Here is a 16942-nt window from a genome sequence, read left to right as displayed (position 1 = left end):
CCCACACCTTCCTTACAGCGGGATGTTGCCGTGCTTCTTGTAGGGCCGGGCCTCTTCCTTGTCGCGCAGCATGGCGAAGGTCTGGATCAGCACGCGGCGGGTGTCTTCCATGGGGATCACGTCGTCGATGTAGCCCTTGCTGGCGGCCACGTAGGGGTTGTCGAAGGCGTCCTTGTACTCCGCGATCTTCTGCGCGCGGGTCGCGTCGGGATTGTCGCTGCCCGCAATTTCGCGGCGGTACACGATGTTCGCCGCGCCCTCGGCACCCATGACGGCCACAGCGGCGGTCGGCCACGCGTACACCACGTCGGCGCCCATGTCGCGGCTGTTCATGGCGAGGTACGCGCCGCCGTAACTCTTGCGGGTGATCAGCGTGACCTTGGGAACGGTCGCCTCGGCGTACGCGTACAGCATCTTCGCGCCGTGCCGGATGATCCCGGCGTGCTCCTGCGCCACGCCCGGCAGGAAGCCCGTCACGTCCACCAGCGTCAGGATCGGGATGTTGTAGCAGTCGCAGGTGCGGATGAACCGCGCGGCCTTGTCCGAGGCGTCGATGTTCAGGGTACCCGCCATGACACGCGGGTTGTTCGCCACGATGCCCACGGACTCGCCGTTCAGGCGCGCGAAGCCCACCACGATGTTCTTCGCCCAGTTCGGCTGGATTTCCAGGAAGGTGCCGTCGTCCACCAGTTCGTGAATCACGGCGTGCATGGCGTACGGTTTGCGCTGGTCCGGCACGACGATGTCCAGCAGTTTCTCGTTCGTCCGGTCGGCCGGGTCGCTGGTCGGCTGGCTGGGGGCTTTCTCGCGGGCGTTCTGTGGCAGGTAGCCCAGCAGGTCCCGCACGCCCGCCAGGACCGCCTCGTCGCCGTCGTACTCCAGGTGTGCCACGCCGCTCTTGCGGGTGTGCACGTCCGCGCCGCCCAGCGAGTCGAAGGTCACGTCCTCACGCGTGACGGACTTGATGACCTCGGGGCCCGTGATGAACATGTAACTGCTGCCGCCGCTCATCAGGATGAAGTCCGTCAGGGCCGGCGAGTACACCGCGCCGCCCGCGCAGGGGCCGAGGATCGCGCTGATCTGCGGTACGGTTCCCGAGTAGACGGCGTTGCGGTAGAAGATCTCGCCGTACCCGCTTAAAGAATCCACGCCTTCCTGAATGCGCGCCCCGGCACTGTCGTTCAGGCCGATCACGGGGCAGCCCGTCCTGGCGGCCATGTCCATGATCTTCGTGACCTTCGCGGCGTTCATCTTGCCCAGAGAGCCGCCCAGCACCGTGAAATCCTGGCTGAACACGAACACCTGCCGCCCTTGGATCGTGCCGCGCCCGGTCACGACGCCCTCGCCCGGCGCGTCCACGCCCTGCATCAGGCGGCCGCCCCGGTGCTCCACGAACGTGCCCATCTCCAGGAAGGAACCGGGGTCGAGCAGCACGTCGATCCGTTCACGGGCCGTGAGTTTCCCGCCGTCCCGCTGCTTCTTCAGGCGTTCGGGCCCGCCGCCCTGCTCGACCCGCGTGCGGCGCTGCTCCATCGCCGCGATCAGTTCCTGTAACTCCACGCCCGGATTTGTCATGCCTGCATGGTATCCAAACGCGCGTTAGGCGCGGCCGTGACTGCACCAGGAACAGGGGGCAGGGGCAGGGGCACAGCCTGACCTCCACCCCCATCCCCGACAACTTCTATCTTCTCGTCCTCATACGGATTCCGCCCTGCTCCCACTCGCATCCGCCCGGATGGAACGGTTTCTGCCCACCATTCAACCAGAGTCCGTATCAGAGGATCAGTTCGGTCTGCGCGGGGCCGGCGCGGTCGGCGGCGATGGCCTGGGCGACCACATCGGGCGTCACGGCGCCGCGCGGCACGCGACCCACCTGCGCCCACAGCGCCGTGTCCACGGCGGGTGGCAGGACCAGGGTAATGTCGGTGCCGCGCGTTTCGAGGCGGGCGATCTCGGCGGCGCGGGCCAGGGCGGCCTTGCTGGCCGCGTACTGGCTGAAACCGCGCGCGGTGACCAGTTCGGGTTTCGCGCCGATCAGGTACACGCGCGCACCGGGATTCAGGCGGCCCAGACCGTGCTTGAGGACCCACAGCGCCCCGAAGTAATTGGCGTTCCACACGGCCCGCACGTGGCCGGGATCGGCGTCTTTCAGGGGTTCCGGGAGGGCCGCGCCCGCCGCGTAGATCAGCGTATCCAGCGGTTCGAGGCCGTCCAGCAGCGCGCGGACGTGACTCTCGTACCCCACGTCGGCGACGTGGTGGGCCGCGCCCAGTTCGGCAGCCAGGGCGCCGAGGGTCGCCTCGTTCCGCCCGCTGAGGGTCAGGGTGTCGCCCTGCGCGGCCAGGGCGCGGGCCGTGGCTGCGCCGATCCCGCCGGTCGCTCCGATGATCAGGGTGTTCATGCCCATCAGTGAACCGCAGGTGGCGGGCATGGACGGTACGCGGGCGTTCAGTCCAGACCCGGCGGCCCGTCTGTACCGAGCAGCCAGTCCCCGGCGGGCTGGTACGGGGCGCCGGGACCGGGTTTGCGCATCAGCGTGACGGCCTGCGCGGTGAAGGTCAATGGGTGGTCCGTCAGGTCCGCGAAGGCCGCCTGCGCGGCGGGCAGCAGGGCGGGCAGGTCCAGGCCGCGCCGGGCCAGCGCCACGGACAGGTGTGGCGTCAGGTGCGGTCCCTCGTACCCGAATCGCCGGGCGGGCCGCAGGGCGTCCAGCAGCGCCACGTGCAGGCGCACGAGGTCCGCACTCTCCACCCGCAGGAACAGGGCACTGCCGTTCCCGAAGACGGCCGGGCCGCCCACAGTCAGGGTCAGGGGCGCAGTGGCTGCCATAACCGCCCGCGCTGCCGGGACCCAGTGCAGGTCCCCGGTCAGTCCGCTGCGGGCCTTGACGGTCACGTGCGGCGTGTCGGCCGCGTCCCGCAAAGCGTGACTGGCGCGGAAGGCACGGACCCGCCCGGTCAGGTCAGGGGGCGGCAGAGCAGCCAGCAGGAATGAGGGAGACACGCCTCCCAGGGTACGCGCTGCTCAGGGCCGCAAGTGCGTTCCAGACGACCGTGACGGGTTCCGCGTGCCATCCAGAAGCCTCCCAGTGCGTCCAGCCCGCTTGGACGCACTGGGGGCTGCTCGGCTACAGTTTCAGGTGTGAACCAGTCCCCCACCGAGCCGCTGAAGCGGACGCCGTTACATGCCGCGCACCTGCGCGCCGGGGCCCGCATGGTGCCCTTCGGCGGGTGGGACATGCCCGTGCAGTACGCGGGCGTGAAAGCCGAACACGACGCCGTGCGCACGAAGGCTGGCGTGTTCGACGTGTCCCACATGGGCGAATTCCGCGTGCAGGGCGCGGGTGCGCTGGCGTTCCTGCAGAACGTGACGACCAACGACGTGAGCAAACTGAAGCCCGGCCGCGCGCAGTACAACTGGCTGCCGGGCGTCTCCGGTGGTCTGGTAGACGACATCTACATCTACATGGTCGCCGAAGGCGAGTACCTGACGGTCGTGAATGCCAGCAACATCGCCAAGGACTGGACGCACCTGAACGCGCACGCCGAGGGCTTCGACGTGACCCTGACCGACGAGAGCGACCGCTGGGGCCTGCTGGCCGCGCAGGGCCCGCAGACCGAGGCGCTGCTGCAACCCCACACCGACACCGACCTGAGTGCCAGAAAGAAGAACGCCTTCTTCCCCGCCAAACTGTTCGGCTTCGACGTGTGGCTGGCCCGCACCGGGTACACCGGCGAGGACGGCTTCGAGGTGTTCACGGACGCCAGCGAGGCCGAAACCATCTGGGACAAACTCCTGGCCGTGGGCTTCACGCCCGCCGGGCTGGGCGCGCGCGACACCCTGCGCCTGGAGGCGGGCTTCCCGCTGTACGGGCATGAGTTCAGCGACACCATCCACCCGCTGAGCAGCACCTACAGCTGGGTCGTGAAAGACAAGACTCACGTCGGCCACGAACACATCCGCGCAATCCCTACGCAGACCCTGATCGGCCTGAAGCTGGAGCGCGTGCCGGTCCGCGAGGGCTACCCCGTCAAGGTTGGCGGCGTGGTCGTCGGGCACGTCACGAGCGGCAGCAGCAGCCCCACCTTCGGGCACCCCATCGCCATGGCACTGGTCGACGCCGCGCACGCCACCCTCGAATCGTTCGAGGTCGAGGTGCGCGGTAAGGATCACCCCGCCACCCGCGTGCCACTGCCGTTCTACAAACGCTAAGCCGGACGCGGCACACCCCGCCTCCCGCGCACTGCGGCCCCCCGCACACACCCCCCACCCCCGAAACCCGGAGAATACGACCATGACGAACACCCCCACCGAACTGAAGTACGCCGCCTCGCACGAATGGCTCGCCTCTGACGGCACCGTCGGCATCACCCACTTCGCGCAGGACCAGCTGGGCGACGTGGTGTACGTCGAACTGCCCGAAGTGGGCCGCGTCGTGACCGCCGGCGAGACCGTCGCCGTCGTCGAGAGCGTCAAGACCGCCAGCGACATCTACGCGCCCGCCAGCGGCACCATCGTGGCCGTGAACGACGAACTGACCGGCACGCCCGAACTCGTGAACAGCGGCCCCTACGAGGGCGGCTGGCTGTTCAAACTCGACGTGACCGGCGAAGGCGACCTGATGGACGCCGCCGAGTACGAAGCCGCGAACAACTGAAGGCGTGAGGGGAATGGGCGAGTGAGTCGCTGAATTTCCCCCTCACCCCCGACCCCTCTCCCGCGAGGGGAGAGGGGAGTTTGGCATTCTTTTTCTCCCTCTCCCCCTGCGGGAGAGGGCCGGGGTGAGGGGACGCGAACCCAGCCTCAACGCCCCACCCCCAGGAGTACTCCATGACCCGTTCCCTGACCGACCTGCTTCAGACCGCTGATTTCACTGACCGTCACATCGGGCCGACCGAGGCCGAACAGGCCGCCATGCTTGAGCAGCTGGGCGTGGGCAGCCTGGATGAACTGAGTGATACGACCCTGCCGGACAGCATTCAGTTCCGGGGCGAGTTGCAGGTGGGCGGGCCGGTCACGGAAGCGCAGGCACTGGCCGACCTGAAAGCGGTCGCCGCGAAGAACAAGGTGTTCCGCAGTTACATCGGGATGGGGTACAGCGGGACGCACACGCCGGGCGTGATCCTGCGCAACCTGCTGGAGAACCCGGGCTGGTACACGGCGTACACGCCGTATCAGGCCGAGATTTCGCAGGGTCGCCTGGAGATGCTGCTGAACTTCCAGCAGACGGTCATGGACCTGACCGCCATGCCGGTCAGCAACGCCAGCCTGCTGGACGAGGCGACCGCCGCCGCCGAGGCCATGACCCTCGCCAAGCGCGCCGGCAAGAGCAAGAGCAACGTGTTCGTGCTGGCGCACGACGTGCACCCGCAGACGAAGGACGTGATCAAGACCCGCGCGGAGTACTTCGGGTTCGAGATCGTGGAAGTGAAGGCCGCTCAGATGGCCGCCGAGCTGCCGGAGTGCTTCGGGGTGCTGATGCAGACGCCGGGCACGTACGGCGACCTGCACGACCTGTCGCCCGTTGCTGACGCCGTGCACGCGCAGGGCGGGCTGCTGGTCGCGGCGACGGACCTGCTGGCCTCCGCGCTGGTGAAACCCGTGGGTGAGATGGGCGCGGACATCGTGATCGGCAGCGCGCAGCGCCTGGGCGTGCCGATGGGCTTCGGCGGGCCGCACGCGGCGTTCCTGGCGTGCCGCAGCGACTTCCAGCGCAGCATGCCGGGCCGCGTGATCGGCGTGAGTAAGGACGTGAAGGGCCGCCCCGCGCTGCGCATGGCGATGCAGACGCGCGAGCAGCACATCCGCCGCGAGAAGGCCACCAGCAACATCTGCACCGCGCAGGCCCTGCTGGCGAACATGGCCGCCGCGTACGCCGTGTACCACGGGCCGAAAGGCATTCAGACCATCGCGGAGCGCACGCAGCGCCTCGCGGGGGCGCTGGCCGGGGCGCTGAAGGCCGCAGGCCTGCGCCTGGGCTCGGACACGTACTTCGACACGGTCACCGTGAAACCGGACGACGTGGACACCGTGCGCGAGCGGGCGCTGGGGCTGGGCATGAACCTGCGCTACGGCAAGGGGAACGTGTGGGTGACGGTCAGCGTGGACGAGACGACCACGCCCGGCGACGTTATTGACCTCATTCACGCCATCACCGGCACGCGGCCCGATGCTGACCTCGACCTGGACGGCGTGTACGTGGACGGCATCCCCGGCGACCTGAAGCGAGAGAGCGAGTACCTCTCGCACCCGGTGTTCAACACGCACCACAGCGAGCACGGCATGCTGCGCTACCTGAAGAGCCTGGAGAACAAGGATTACAGCCTGACGCACGGCATGATCCCGCTGGGCAGCTGCACCATGAAACTGAACGCCACCACCGAGATGATTCCCGTGACGTGGCCCGAGTTCGGCCAGCTGCACCCCTTCGCGCCCGCCGACCAGACCGAAGGTTACGCCGAGATGCTGACCGAACTGGAGGCGTGGCTGGCGGACATCACCGGGTACGACGCCGTGAGCCTCCAGCCGAACAGCGGCGCGCAGGGCGAGTACGCGGGCCTGCTGGTCATCCGCAAGTACCACGAGAGCCGGGGCGAGAGCCACCGCACCATCTGCCTGATCCCCGCCAGCGCGCACGGCACGAACCCCGCCAGCGCCGCCATGATGGGCATGCAGGTCGTGGTCGTGAAGACCGACGCGGACGGCAACATCGACATGGACGACCTGAAAACCCAGGCCGAGAAGCACAGCGAGAACCTGGGCGCGCTGATGATCACGTACCCCAGCACGCACGGCGTGTACGAGGAACGCGTGACCGAAGCGTGCGAACTGATCCACCAGCACGGCGGGCAGGTGTACCTGGACGGCGCGAACATGAACGCCCAGGTCGGCCTGACCAAACCCGGTCTGATCGGCAGCGACGTGAGCCACCTGAACCTGCACAAGACCTTCGCCATTCCCCACGGCGGCGGCGGGCCGGGCATGGGCCCGATTGGCGTCAAGGCGCACCTCGCGCCGTACCTGCCGAACCACGCCGTGCGGCCCACCAGCGAGAGCCACACCGGGGCCGTCAGCGCCGCCCCGTACGGCAGCGCCAGCATCCTCCCCATCTCGTACCTGTACATCCGCCTGCTCGGCGCGCCCGGCCTGAAGAAGGCCACGCAGGTCGCCCTGCTGAACGCCAACTACATCGCCCACCACCTGAAAGGCGCGTTCCCCGTGCTGTACACCGGCCTGAACGGCCGCGTGGCGCACGAGTGCATCATCGACCTGCGCCCCCTGAAAGCCGCCAGCGGCATCACCGAGGAAGACGTCGCCAAGCGCCTCATGGACTACGGCTTCCACGCCCCCACCATGAGCTTCCCCGTGCCCGGCACCCTGATGATCGAACCCACCGAAAGCGAACCCCGCGCGGAACTCGACCGGTTCATTGCCGCCATGCTGGGCATACGCCGCGAGATTCAGGACGTGCAGGACGAACTGATCGCCGCCGCCGACAGCCCGCTGAAGCACGCGCCCCACACCCAGGACGACCTGATCGAGGGCGAGTGGGAGAGGGCGTACAGCCGCGCCACCGCCGCCTACCCCACGAGCACGCAAAAGCAGTGGAAATACTGGCCCAGCGTGAATAGAGTGGACAACGTGTACGGCGACAGGAATTTCGTGTGCAGCTGCCCGCCGGTGGAGGAGTATGCCAATAGTTCAGCATAAATGCATAGAATCTGGTTATCACTGGCGTGTGGCATGCATAATTCAGGCTAACCCGTGATTATTGAAATTGTTGATAGTAAGTTTCACTTTAAGCACAAGCCTGAACGACAGAATGAATTTATCTTTTTTACTGGCGATAACGGATCAGGCAAAAGTCAGCGTCTTCTTGACATTGCAACCTATATTACGTCCAGCTATATGAATGGTCGGCGGTCTAAATTCAGTGCTCCAAAAATAGTTATGGAGGGCAGGCCCGAGAAATTGATCGCGTACTCCATGGCTCCATTTAATAAATTTTCTGATCGACCATTTAAATCAAGGGAAATTCCTATTGAAAAGATAGGCTTCTCTCCCGGAGCAGCTAAATTTTCCTTACTTTTCCAAGCGGCAGTTGAATTTGCGAAGTCAAGTGACAACAAAGAGTCTCTTTTCTCAGAAATTTCACAAATCGCAAATATGTCTCCTGAGTTTGTGGTCACTATATCCACTAATATTAGTACATTTGCACGACTGAGAAGTATGGATAGCCTATCAAGCACAGCAAGAGATTTAATTGAGTTGAAGAGCTTTGAATTAAATATTAAGCCAGGTGAAATCAGATTAGTAGATAAAAACCAATTAAAGCATAGTGGTATCCTTATCGGTGTTGAACTCGTCAATCAAGGACTATTTCCACAAACAAATCTGGTTGACGCGTTGCTTGAATTACGCCGACTTGGGATTTTGAGAGTGAGGAGGATATTAAATTATAAGGCGGGAGAATGGGAGGACGCCGATAATTTGAGTTCTGGTCAGCTAAGTTTTTTCGTTGGCCTTATGGTTCTTGCCAGCACAATTACGGATGGCTCAGTAGTACTCATAGATGAGCCTGAAATTAGTCTGCATCCTGCGTGGCAGATAAAGTACTGTGAAATATTATATAAAATTGCTGCTTTTCATAGAAACTGCTGCTTTTTTATAGCCACTCATTCACCTATAATTATATCCTGCGTTGATAAAGAATTATCTGAAATATATAATTTAGGACAGGAGAGCAACTTACATGCAGTTGACGTCGATAACCCAACGTCAATCGAGGAAATTTATTTGGAGTATTTCGACACAATTACTCCCGATAGCTATCTAGTAAAGTCAACTATAGTTAAGGCTATAGACGCATACGAAAGGAATGATAGTACAGAGTTTACTCAATACAAAAAAATGCTTAGAGAATTTTATAGACATATTGATGAAAATGATAGTAAAACCTTGATTCATGAAATTCTCAAGCGGAATATCTACGATGATAAGAATTGATTTCGTAGATAAAGAAGAACTATTTGCAGATGAGGACAAAACTACCATAGCTAAGGTAGTAAAGCTCGGGCTTTCTGCCAGGGAGATGTGGTCTCATGAAGATATACAGCCCATCCTCGCCAAAATTAAGGGAAAACTCTTAATTAAACAGCGCTCCTGCTGTTTTTATTGCCAGAGAGCTCTTTTAGAGCTGACCAGGGAAGACTGGCAGATTGATCATATAGTCTCAATTAACGAGGATGACAGGCATGTATTCACTTCGGCCAATCTAGTTTTATCTTGTAAATGGTGTAACAGAAATAAAAGCGGAGAGCGAATAATCAACAGAATACCATCTTCAAATAAATATTCTCTGAGCTCATCTAATTATAAGATAGTACATCCCAGACTAGATAGATATTCGGATCATATTGAAATAATAGGCGGATTTTATGTTGGTAGGAAGGGAAAGGGGAAAAAGACAAAAGAAGTATGCAATCTTGATCGAATTGCTCTAGACTTCCTGACAGGATTGGAAACTGACGATAAAGAATTCTTCCACGCATCAATGAGTTTACTAATGTCGAATAACCCAAAATCATTAATTGTTTTTTTAAGAAATTACGATAAGGAAAACGCAAATATCTGAAACAAACCATGGCAGCTGACTTTCTAATATGCATAAATGGACTAGTCGAAATCGTATCCGATAACACATATTAGAGCATTTGTCATGAAGATCCAATATTTATGACCGAGTGAAGCGAGTGAATTATATCGAGTATTTGGAAGAATAGACCCATCAGACGTCTTTTTTCTGATACTGTAATTCGGGAAAATGCCCTAGAGGGGCAGAATCCAGCCAATTTAGTATATCCCGGCTGAGGCCACATGAGTTTCAGTGTCATATTTTAGGACTGCCTTACTTCGTTAATTCCACACTAAACTTCGCTCAGGTCAAAAGCACAAACGTTTTAAGATTCGCGCCCCGGCTCCCGCTTTGGCCTCTGGCTGTCGAACGGGGCGGGGGGTGGGAATGGTCGTCGCCGTTCTCCCCCCGAGCCGTCGTGCGCGAAGCGCGCGGGCCTTCCAGTGGGGGCGGGAGGATGGCGTCGAGGCCGGACACGTCACCGCCCATTGCAGGTGCGGCGTGGCAGTAGAACCTCTTGCCGAGCGCAGCGACTGCTCCCCCTGCCCCTCTGGGGTAGGGGGCTGGGGGGTGGGGCAGCACGCAACTCAGCCGGAATAGCCGCCCGCTGATCTCAAGTGACGTTTACGCCAGCCCGAGGCGTTCGCGTAGGCCGGGCAGGCGGGTGGTGTCGTCCACGAGCCGCTGGTCGTGCGTGTAGTCGTCCGTCTCCTCGACCACCCAGTCGCGGTTCAGGTGCCGGGCGAGGCCGCGCACGAGTTCCGGGAAGGTGAGGGCGTTGTGGGCGTTGCTGTCCAGGTGGACGGTGCCGCTGGTGCCGTCCTGCGCGAGGGCTGCGAGGGCGTGGGCGGTGTCGGTCATGAAGGAGGTGGCGGGTGTCCAGTGGCGGCTGGCGCGGATATGGCCGTTCTGGTCGTGTTGTGCCTGGAGTTGCTGGGTCATGTTGTTGCCGGTGGCGGTGGGGTGGATCTGCCAGCCGATGCGGGCGATGACGGCGCGGGGGCGCGCGGTGCGGATGGTCTGTTCGGTGCGGGCTTTCAGCTGTCCGTAGTCGTCCTGTGCGGTGGTGGGGTCGCCGGGGTGGTGTGGGCCGTCTGGGTGGTGGTGGAAGACCATGGCGGTGCTGGTGAACACGAACGGCAGGTCGTGCGTGTGGGCGTGCGTGGCGAGGGCGTGCGCCCAGGCTTCGCTGCCCAGGGCGAGGTGCAGGATGCCCTGCGGGTTCACGGCTTGCAGGTAGGCGTGGGCGGCGGCGCTGTCGTCAGCGGGGGTGGTGTGGCGGTCCCAGCCGGTGACGGTGTGCCCCTGTGCTTGCAGGGCGTGGGCGACGTGCGGGGCGAGGGTGCCGGTCAGGCCGGTGACGAGCCAGGGTCGGGTCATGGGGTGCAGTGTACGGACAGGACCGGGGGAACAGGGTGGGGGCCGCGTCCCGGTGTGGAGTGCGGCCCCCTGCCCATCTGTGCTGTCTGGTCTGCGTCTTCAGCGTTTGCTGCTGTGGTCGCCTTCCTGGAATTCTTCGATCATTTTGGCGTTGAAGGCGGGGATGTCGTCCGGGTTGCGGCTGGTGACGATGCCCTTGTCCACGACGACCTGCTGGTCGACCCATTCGGCGCCGCCGAGGGTGAGTTCGTGTTTCAGGCTGGGCCAGCTGGTCATCTTCAGGCCGTTGCTGATGCCGGTTTCGCTGAGGCTCCAGGGGCCGTGGCAGATGGCGGCGATGGGTGCGCCGTGGTCGTAGAACGCGCGGACGAACTTCATGGCGTAGGGGTCCAGGCGCAGCTTGTCGGGGTTGACGGTGCCGCCGGGCAGGAGGAGGCCGTCGTAGTCGCTGGGGTTGGCCTGCGTGACGGTGTGGTCCACGTCGTATTTGTCCTGGGGTTCCATGTCGCCTTTCATGCTCTGGATCTGCCCGGCTTTGAGGCTGATGAGGTGCGTGGTGGCCCCGGCAGCTTCGAGTGCTTCGCGGGGTTTCACGAGTTCGACCTGTTCGACTCCGTCGGCGGCGAGGATGGCGATGGTTTTGCCTTTCAGGGGTTGGTCGGTCATGCGTTCAGCGTGGCGTGTGGGAGGGTGGGGGGCGTGATGGGGGTCTGAAGGGTGGTTCATGGGGGGTTGAGCGGGGCTTGAGTTGCGTGTGCGTGGCGGGGCATGAAAAGTCCCTCTCTGTGGGGAGAGGGAAGGGTGTGCGGGTGCGGGCGGCTTACTTGTCGGTGCCGGGCGTGTTCACTTCGACGGCAGTCAGGGTTTCGGTGACGCGGAAGGTGTGGGGGGTGTTTGCGGGCACGTGGTAGGAGTCGCCGCTCTGGAGGGGGATGGCCTGTCCGTCGATGATCAGGTCGACTTTGCCGTTGATGACGTACCCGAGGGTTTCGTAGTCGTGGGTGTGTTCGGGTTTGTCGGGGTTGGGTTGTTCGTTGTGCCACAGGCGCATGCTGCTGTGCTGGCCGCGCGCGAGGTGGTGTTCGCCGTCCTGGCCGTGGGTGGTGTTGCTCTGGCTGACTTTGTAGCTGGTGTTGGTGTCGGTGGGCATGTGTTCAGGGTGGCGTGTGGGTGGGTGGGGGGTGTGAGGGGGGCCTTCAGGGGTGGTCATGGGGTCTGAAGGGAGTGCTGGGCGTGCGTTCACGTGGGCGGGCGCGTGTGGCACGGGCCGCGCCGCACCTCTCATGTTTTTATTCGTACCAGACGCACATTTCGGGGTGTAGCGGTGTGGGTGGGGGGTGGAGTACACTGCGGGTCTACCGGGCCGTCCGTGCAGTTGTGCGGGCGGCCTGTCCAGGGGGGGTGAGGGTGCATGGGAACGAAAGAAGAGGTTCGTTCACGCTTGAACATTGCGGAGGTGGTGGGTGAGTACGTGCGCCTTTCCCCTGCCGGGAAGGGCCGCCTGAAGGGGCTGTGCCCGTTTCATAAGGAGAAGTCGCCTTCGTTTCAGGTGGATACGGATCAGGGGTACTTCTACTGTTTTGGCTGTAAGGCGGGCGGGGACGTGTTCAGTTTCGTGCAGCGCACGGAGAACCTGAGTTTCGGGGATTCGCTGCGTAAGCTCGCGGAGCGGGCCGGGGTGCAGGTCGAGGCGAAGTACGGGGAGCGCAGTAACCGCGACCTGTACGACGTGAACGCGTTCGCACTGGCGTACTTCCGCGAGCACCTGACTGGCGCGGCGGGTGAGGGGGCGCTGGCGTACCTGCGGCGGCGTGGCCTGACGGACGCGACCATCGAGTCGTTCGAGATCGGCTTCGCGCCCGAGGGGTGGGACGGCCTGCTGAAGCACGCGCGCGTGAAGGGCCTGACGGAACGGCAACTGCTGGAGGCCGGGCTGCTGATCGAGAACCCGGAATCCGGGCGGGTGTACGACCGGTTCCGTGGGCGCGTGATGTTCCCCATCCGTGATCACCTGGGGCGACTGGTGGGCTTTGGTGGGCGCGTACTGGACGACAGCAAACCGAAGTACCTGAACACCCCGGAAACCGACGCGTTCCGCAAGGGTGAACTGCTGTACGGGCTGGACAAGGCCCGCGCGGGCCTGAGCAGCGGCGCGGAACTGACGGTCGTGGAAGGGTACATGGACGTGATCACCATGCACCAGCACGGCTTCACCGGCGCGGTCGCCAGCCTGGGGACCGCCCTGACCGCCGAGCACGCCACGCTGCTGGAACGGCTGGGCTCGCAGAGCCTCGTGCTGCTGTTCGACCGTGACGAGGCGGGCCTGAAAGCCACGCTGTCCGGGCTGGATCAGGTGCTGGGCGCCAAGTTCCGCGTGCGGGCCACCAGCGTCCCCAGCGGCAAGGACCCCGCCGACACCCTCCTGGCGGGAGGGGACGAGCAGTTGCGTGAGGCCATCGGCGGCGGCCTCGACGAGGTGCACTACCGCGTGCAGGCCGCCATCGAGAAACACGGAGTGGGCACCAGCGAGGGCAAACGCCGCATCCTGATGGAACTCCTGCCGCGCATGCAGAACCTCGACCCCCTCGACGACATTGCCGAGGGAGTGCGCACCGCCGCCTGCGAGACGCTCGGCATCAAACCCGAAGCGCTGCTGGAATGGATTGCCAGCAAGGCCAAACGCCGCGTCCTGACCGACACGCACCTCGCAGGCATGAGCAACCACCGGGGCGAGGAGGACCGCGAGATGGCCCTGCTGCGGCAACTGCTGGTCGACCCCAGCCTCCGCGCCAAACTGGACGGCACCACCCCCTGGCGCAACGAGATGGTCCGCAAGGTCATGCTGGCTCTCCAGGGCTCCCCCACCCCCGAAGGCGTCCTGGACATCTTCCGGGGGCAACCCGAGGAGCAACTCCTGATCCGCCTGATGTTCGAAGGCCGCGACGCCGGCAGCATCAGCCGCGAGAACAGCCAGCAGTACGAACAGAAAGTCGGCGCGTACGCCGCCACCGCCGTCGACGACATTCAGGTCAGCATGAGCATCGACGCCCTCCGAGCCGAAGTCACTAACCTCAAAACCCAACTGACCGCCGCCGCGCCCACCCAGCAACTCGACATGCTCCGCCAGATCCAGGACCTCCAACGCGCCATCGAAGCCGAAAAACGCAGCCGCCGCAGCGCCTGAAGCGGGGGCAGTAGGGAGTGGGAAGGGCGGCTGCTTCGCAGGACCCCTCAGTCAGCTTCGCTGACAGCTCCCCTCAAGGGGAGCCTGGGGACTGGCTGACGTAACCGTCACGGCCACCAAGCCCGTCGTGCGCGCAGCGCGCGGGGCGACCGCAGCGGGGGCGAAGGATGGCGTGTGAGCTGTGGCCGTCCCCGCCCGATCCTCACCCAGCAAGCCAGAGAAATACCTGCCCAGTGCCAACGAAAGCCCCCCCGTCCCCCCTGGGGATGGGGGCTGGGGGGTGGGGAAGCTCAATCACCCAGAATGCAAAAGCCCTCCCCTACTGCCGGGCCTCTTGCAGCATCTCGGACATGCGGGACAGGCAGCGGCTGTACTTCTTGGCGTACGCGCCGTGCCGGTACGTGTCGCTGAACAGCCCTGTGAGGCTGGTGCCGGTGAAGGTGGCGTTCAGGCCGAGGTCGTAGAGTTTGTCGATGAAGTAAACGAAGCGCAGGGCGACGTTCTGGTCGGGGGTGGGGGTCAGGTCGGTGATGGCGACGGCCTGCACGTCGGCCAGGAGGCGGCTGAAGCGGCTGGGGTGGACGTTGAGCAGGTGACGGCTGAGGTCGCGGTAGGTCAGGTGGGCGAGGCCAGCGGGGTTCTGCCGGGTTTCCCAGGTGTGGTACTCGTCCTGGGTCATGGTGTCTTCGGGGCGCACGCCGCGCTGGCGGTAGTCGGGGCCGTCGATGCGGTAGGTGTCGAAGCGGTCGGCGATGCCCTGGATCTGGCGCTGGAAGTCGCTGGCGTTGAAGCGTCCCTGGCCGAGTGCGCCGGGTTCAGTGTTGCTGGTGGCGATGACGCTGGTGCCGCCGGGCATGAGCTGCCCGAGGAAGGTGTTGGCCATGTGGGTGTTGCCGGGGTCATCGAGTTCGAATTCGTCGATGAGGAGGAGGTCGTGGGTGCGGAAGGCGTCGGTGGCGCGGGTCATGCCGAGCGCGCCGATGATGTACATGAGGTCCTGGAAGCTCATGAGGGCGCGGGTGCCGTCGGTGGCGTGGTAGGCGCTGGCGAGCAGGTGGGTTTTGCCGACGCCGAAGCCGCCGTCGAGGTACAGGCCGCGTCCTTCGGGTTTGGCGCGGCGGAACAGGCGGAAGCCGCCGGGGCGGACCTGCGCGCCTTTCAGGAAGGCCTGGATGGCGGTGCGGGCCTGCGCCTGGCTGGGGTAGTCGGGGTTGGGCGCGTACGTGTCGAGGCGCACGTGCTGGTAGCGGTGGCTGGGGGTGAGGTCGTGGGTGAGTTGTTCTGGTTGCAGGGTGGGGTTGCGGGTGGTGAGGTCGATCACGGGCGGGGCTTCACTTGTGAACGTCGAGTTCGACTTTGTAGTTGCCGCGCCGGGTTTCGTTCACGACGCGTTTGAAGTCGATGCGGCCGAGGCCGTCGGCGCTGAGGCTGTCGCCTTCGCGGATTTCGCTGCTGGCCCGCGCCGGGCTGCCGTTCAGGCGGACTTTTCCGCCGTCGATGCCCTGCTGAAAGTACGCGCGGCTGACGCCGAAGCCTTTGGCGCCGACCACATCGACGCGCATGCTGGGCACGACGACTTCGCGGACCTTGCTGCTCTTGCCGGCGCTCTCGCCGATGGGGTTCACGGTGACGTGGCGGCCGCTAAGTTCAGTGAGGGTTTCGATGGTCTGGGCGGCCTTGCCGGTCGCGGCGATCAGGAAGCCGCTGCGGTCCTCGCGGAGGTCGCCGAGCTGGTCCTCGTCGAGGCCGAGGCGGCGCAGGTGCACGCTGAAGTCCTGCACGTCCCAGTGGGGGGCGGCGTCTTCGGGGGTGACGTGGTAGACGCTGACGCCGCTGTCCACTTCGGGGATGTGGGCGGGGTGCAGGGTCAGGATGACGCGGCGGGCGTCGGGGAAGCCGCCGGCGATGCGGTGGTTGAGGTCGTCGCCGGTCAGGAGGCGGCGGTCGATGTCGTCACTGTCGAGGAAGGGGGTGCGGATGACCCGGCCTCCGCGTGCCTGGGCGACCAGGGTGGAGAGCTTCTGCTTCATGGGTTGCAGAATAGTGCGCCGGGCGGCGGGCGCGCCGTGAGGGGGATTGCAGGCCCGGCCCCGGCCGCTCGTCGGGGCGGGGCTTACACTGCGGCATGAACATCACCGAGCTGCTGGGCGTGCCGGGCGCGCCGCTGGAGACACTGGACGCCGTGCTGGGGTACGTGGGCCACCCGGAGGTGCGCGGCACGCTGGGCGGGTCGCGGTTGGTGCTGGTCACGGACCGGACGGGCGAGCGGGTGGGCGCGGGGTACGGGGCGCTGCTGGTGATGGGGTCGCTGGTGGGCTCGGGCGGGTCGGGGCGGGTGGTGCCGGTGGCGTGGTCGTTCGGGCCGGCGTTCGGCGCGGCGGGCGGGGCGGCGCTGTCTGGCCTGCTGGGCTGGGCGGTGGGGGCGGGCGTGCTGCTGCGCGAGGCGGTGGTGGGGGCCGGGGACGTGCGGGGGCTGGGTGATCCGGACGGGGCGCTGGTGGCGCGGGTGGTGGCGGCCAGCAGTCCGGTCGAGCCGGGCCTGTACCTGGGGGCGGACTGGGAGGCGCGTCTGGAGGCGGAGCGCGCGGCCCGCCTGGCGGCGCAGGGGAAGGCGCCGGGAGAGGCGTAGGCGGCTGGTGCGGGGCGGGTGCGGCCGGGACGGGTGCGCGCCGGGGTGCGTGCGGGAGGGACTGCAGGGACTTGCATGAAGGCGGTAAGAGTCGCCGTGGAAAGATTCGTGGCGT

15 protein-coding genes are annotated in these 16942 nt (G+C 64.3%); 7 read left to right on the top strand and 8 right to left on the bottom strand.

What is annotated here, in order from left to right:
* Positions 1-12: 12 nt before the first annotated feature.
* The 3 genes from M8445_RS08090 to M8445_RS08080 form a co-directional block, all read right to left on the bottom strand.
* Complete coding sequence (locus M8445_RS08090; RefSeq protein WP_273987228.1) at positions 13-1575, bottom strand: acyl-CoA carboxylase subunit beta; 1563 nt, start codon at positions 1573-1575, stop codon at positions 13-15.
* 199 nt (positions 1576-1774) lie between these two features.
* Positions 1775-2401 (bottom strand): SDR family NAD(P)-dependent oxidoreductase, encoded by a 627-nt coding sequence (locus M8445_RS08085; protein ID WP_273987227.1) that lies wholly within the window; start codon positions 2399-2401, stop codon positions 1775-1777.
* 47 nt (positions 2402-2448) lie between these two features.
* Positions 2449-3003, bottom strand: a complete 555-nt coding sequence (locus M8445_RS08080) for a 2'-5' RNA ligase family protein (protein ID WP_273987226.1) — start codon at positions 3001-3003, stop codon at positions 2449-2451.
* Between the two features lie 138 nt (positions 3004-3141).
* Between M8445_RS08080 and gcvT the strand changes: the two genes are divergently transcribed.
* The 5 genes from gcvT to M8445_RS08055 all read left to right on the top strand — a co-directional run bounded on the left by gcvT (position 3142) and on the right by M8445_RS08055 (position 9634).
* Complete coding sequence (gene gcvT, locus M8445_RS08075) at positions 3142-4212, top strand: glycine cleavage system aminomethyltransferase GcvT (RefSeq protein WP_273987225.1); 1071 nt, start codon at positions 3142-3144, stop codon at positions 4210-4212.
* 82 nt (positions 4213-4294) lie between these two features.
* On the top strand, positions 4295-4657 hold the full coding sequence (gene gcvH / locus M8445_RS08070) for a glycine cleavage system protein GcvH (RefSeq protein ID WP_273987222.1): 363 nt from the start codon (positions 4295-4297) through the stop codon (positions 4655-4657).
* Between the two features lie 173 nt (positions 4658-4830).
* A complete protein-coding gene (gene gcvP, locus M8445_RS08065; RefSeq protein ID WP_273987220.1) occupies positions 4831-7710 on the top strand; it encodes an aminomethyl-transferring glycine dehydrogenase in 2880 nt (959 codons plus the stop codon).
* 54 nt (positions 7711-7764) lie between these two features.
* Complete coding sequence (locus M8445_RS08060) at positions 7765-9006, top strand: AAA family ATPase (protein ID WP_273987218.1); 1242 nt, start codon at positions 7765-7767, stop codon at positions 9004-9006.
* Positions 8966-9634, top strand: coding sequence for an HNH endonuclease (locus M8445_RS08055; protein ID WP_273987216.1), 669 nt, complete (start codon positions 8966-8968; stop codon positions 9632-9634). The genes M8445_RS08060 and M8445_RS08055 overlap by 41 nt, the downstream gene beginning before the upstream one ends.
* A 624-nt stretch (positions 9635-10258) precedes the next feature.
* Here M8445_RS08055 and M8445_RS08050 read toward each other — a convergent pair.
* The 3 genes from M8445_RS08050 to M8445_RS08040 all read right to left on the bottom strand — a co-directional run bounded on the left by M8445_RS08050 (position 10259) and on the right by M8445_RS08040 (position 12164).
* On the bottom strand, positions 10259-11014 hold the full coding sequence (locus M8445_RS08050; RefSeq protein WP_273987215.1) for a sugar nucleotide-binding protein: 756 nt from the start codon (positions 11012-11014) through the stop codon (positions 10259-10261).
* A gap of 99 nt (positions 11015-11113) precedes the next feature.
* Positions 11114-11680: a type 1 glutamine amidotransferase domain-containing protein gene (locus tag M8445_RS08045; protein ID WP_273987214.1), complete on the bottom strand. Its 567-nt coding sequence runs from the start codon at positions 11678-11680 to the stop codon at positions 11114-11116.
* 154 nt (positions 11681-11834) lie between these two features.
* On the bottom strand, positions 11835-12164 hold the full coding sequence (locus M8445_RS08040; protein ID WP_273987212.1) for a cupin domain-containing protein: 330 nt from the start codon (positions 12162-12164) through the stop codon (positions 11835-11837).
* 261 nt (positions 12165-12425) lie between these two features.
* On the opposite strand from M8445_RS08040, the gene dnaG reads away from it, so the two are divergent.
* Positions 12426-14198, top strand: a complete 1773-nt coding sequence (gene dnaG, locus M8445_RS08035; protein WP_273987211.1) for a DNA primase — start codon at positions 12426-12428, stop codon at positions 14196-14198.
* A 319-nt stretch (positions 14199-14517) separates the two neighbouring features.
* On the opposite strand, the gene zapE is transcribed toward dnaG, so the two are convergent.
* Positions 14518-15519: a cell division protein ZapE gene (gene zapE, locus M8445_RS08030; protein ID WP_273987209.1), complete on the bottom strand. Its 1002-nt coding sequence runs from the start codon at positions 15517-15519 to the stop codon at positions 14518-14520.
* Between the two features lie 10 nt (positions 15520-15529).
* Positions 15530-16228, bottom strand: a complete 699-nt coding sequence (locus M8445_RS08025) for a S4 domain-containing protein (RefSeq protein WP_273987207.1) — start codon at positions 16226-16228, stop codon at positions 15530-15532.
* Positions 16229-16323: 95 nt separating this feature from the next.
* On the opposite strand from M8445_RS08025, the gene M8445_RS08020 reads away from it, so the two are divergent.
* Positions 16324-16827 (top strand): DUF3197 domain-containing protein, encoded by a 504-nt coding sequence (locus tag M8445_RS08020; RefSeq protein ID WP_273987206.1) that lies wholly within the window; start codon positions 16324-16326, stop codon positions 16825-16827.
* Positions 16828-16942 lie beyond the last annotated feature (115 nt).

Source organism: Deinococcus aquaticus, from assembly GCF_028622095.1.
Taxonomy (GTDB): Bacteria; Deinococcota; Deinococci; order Deinococcales; family Deinococcaceae; genus Deinococcus; species Deinococcus aquaticus.
Note: the sequence above shows the minus strand (reverse complement) of the source record. Positions and strands in the feature narration are given on the sequence as shown.

Coding starts and splice junctions, on each gene's coding strand:
- M8445_RS08090 (WP_273987228.1), bottom strand. CDS start 1,575: ATGACAAATCCGGGCGTGGAGTTACAGGAACTGATCGCGGCGATGGAG.
- M8445_RS08085 (WP_273987227.1), bottom strand. CDS start 2,401: ATGAACACCCTGATCATCGGAGCGACCGGCGGGATCGGCGCAGCCACG.
- gcvH (WP_273987222.1), top strand. CDS start 4,295: ATGACGAACACCCCCACCGAACTGAAGTACGCCGCCTCGCACGAATGG.
- gcvP (WP_273987220.1), top strand. CDS start 4,831: ATGACCCGTTCCCTGACCGACCTGCTTCAGACCGCTGATTTCACTGAC.
- M8445_RS08055 (WP_273987216.1), top strand. CDS start 8,966: ATGAAATTCTCAAGCGGAATATCTACGATGATAAGAATTGATTTCGTA.
- M8445_RS08050 (WP_273987215.1), bottom strand. CDS start 11,014: ATGACCCGACCCTGGCTCGTCACCGGCCTGACCGGCACCCTCGCCCCG.
- M8445_RS08045 (WP_273987214.1), bottom strand. CDS start 11,680: ATGACCGACCAACCCCTGAAAGGCAAAACCATCGCCATCCTCGCCGCC.
- M8445_RS08040 (WP_273987212.1), bottom strand. CDS start 12,164: ATGCCCACCGACACCAACACCAGCTACAAAGTCAGCCAGAGCAACACC.
- dnaG (WP_273987211.1), top strand. CDS start 12,426: ATGGGAACGAAAGAAGAGGTTCGTTCACGCTTGAACATTGCGGAGGTG.
- M8445_RS08025 (WP_273987207.1), bottom strand. CDS start 16,228: ATGAAGCAGAAGCTCTCCACCCTGGTCGCCCAGGCACGCGGAGGCCGG.
- M8445_RS08020 (WP_273987206.1), top strand. CDS start 16,324: ATGAACATCACCGAGCTGCTGGGCGTGCCGGGCGCGCCGCTGGAGACA.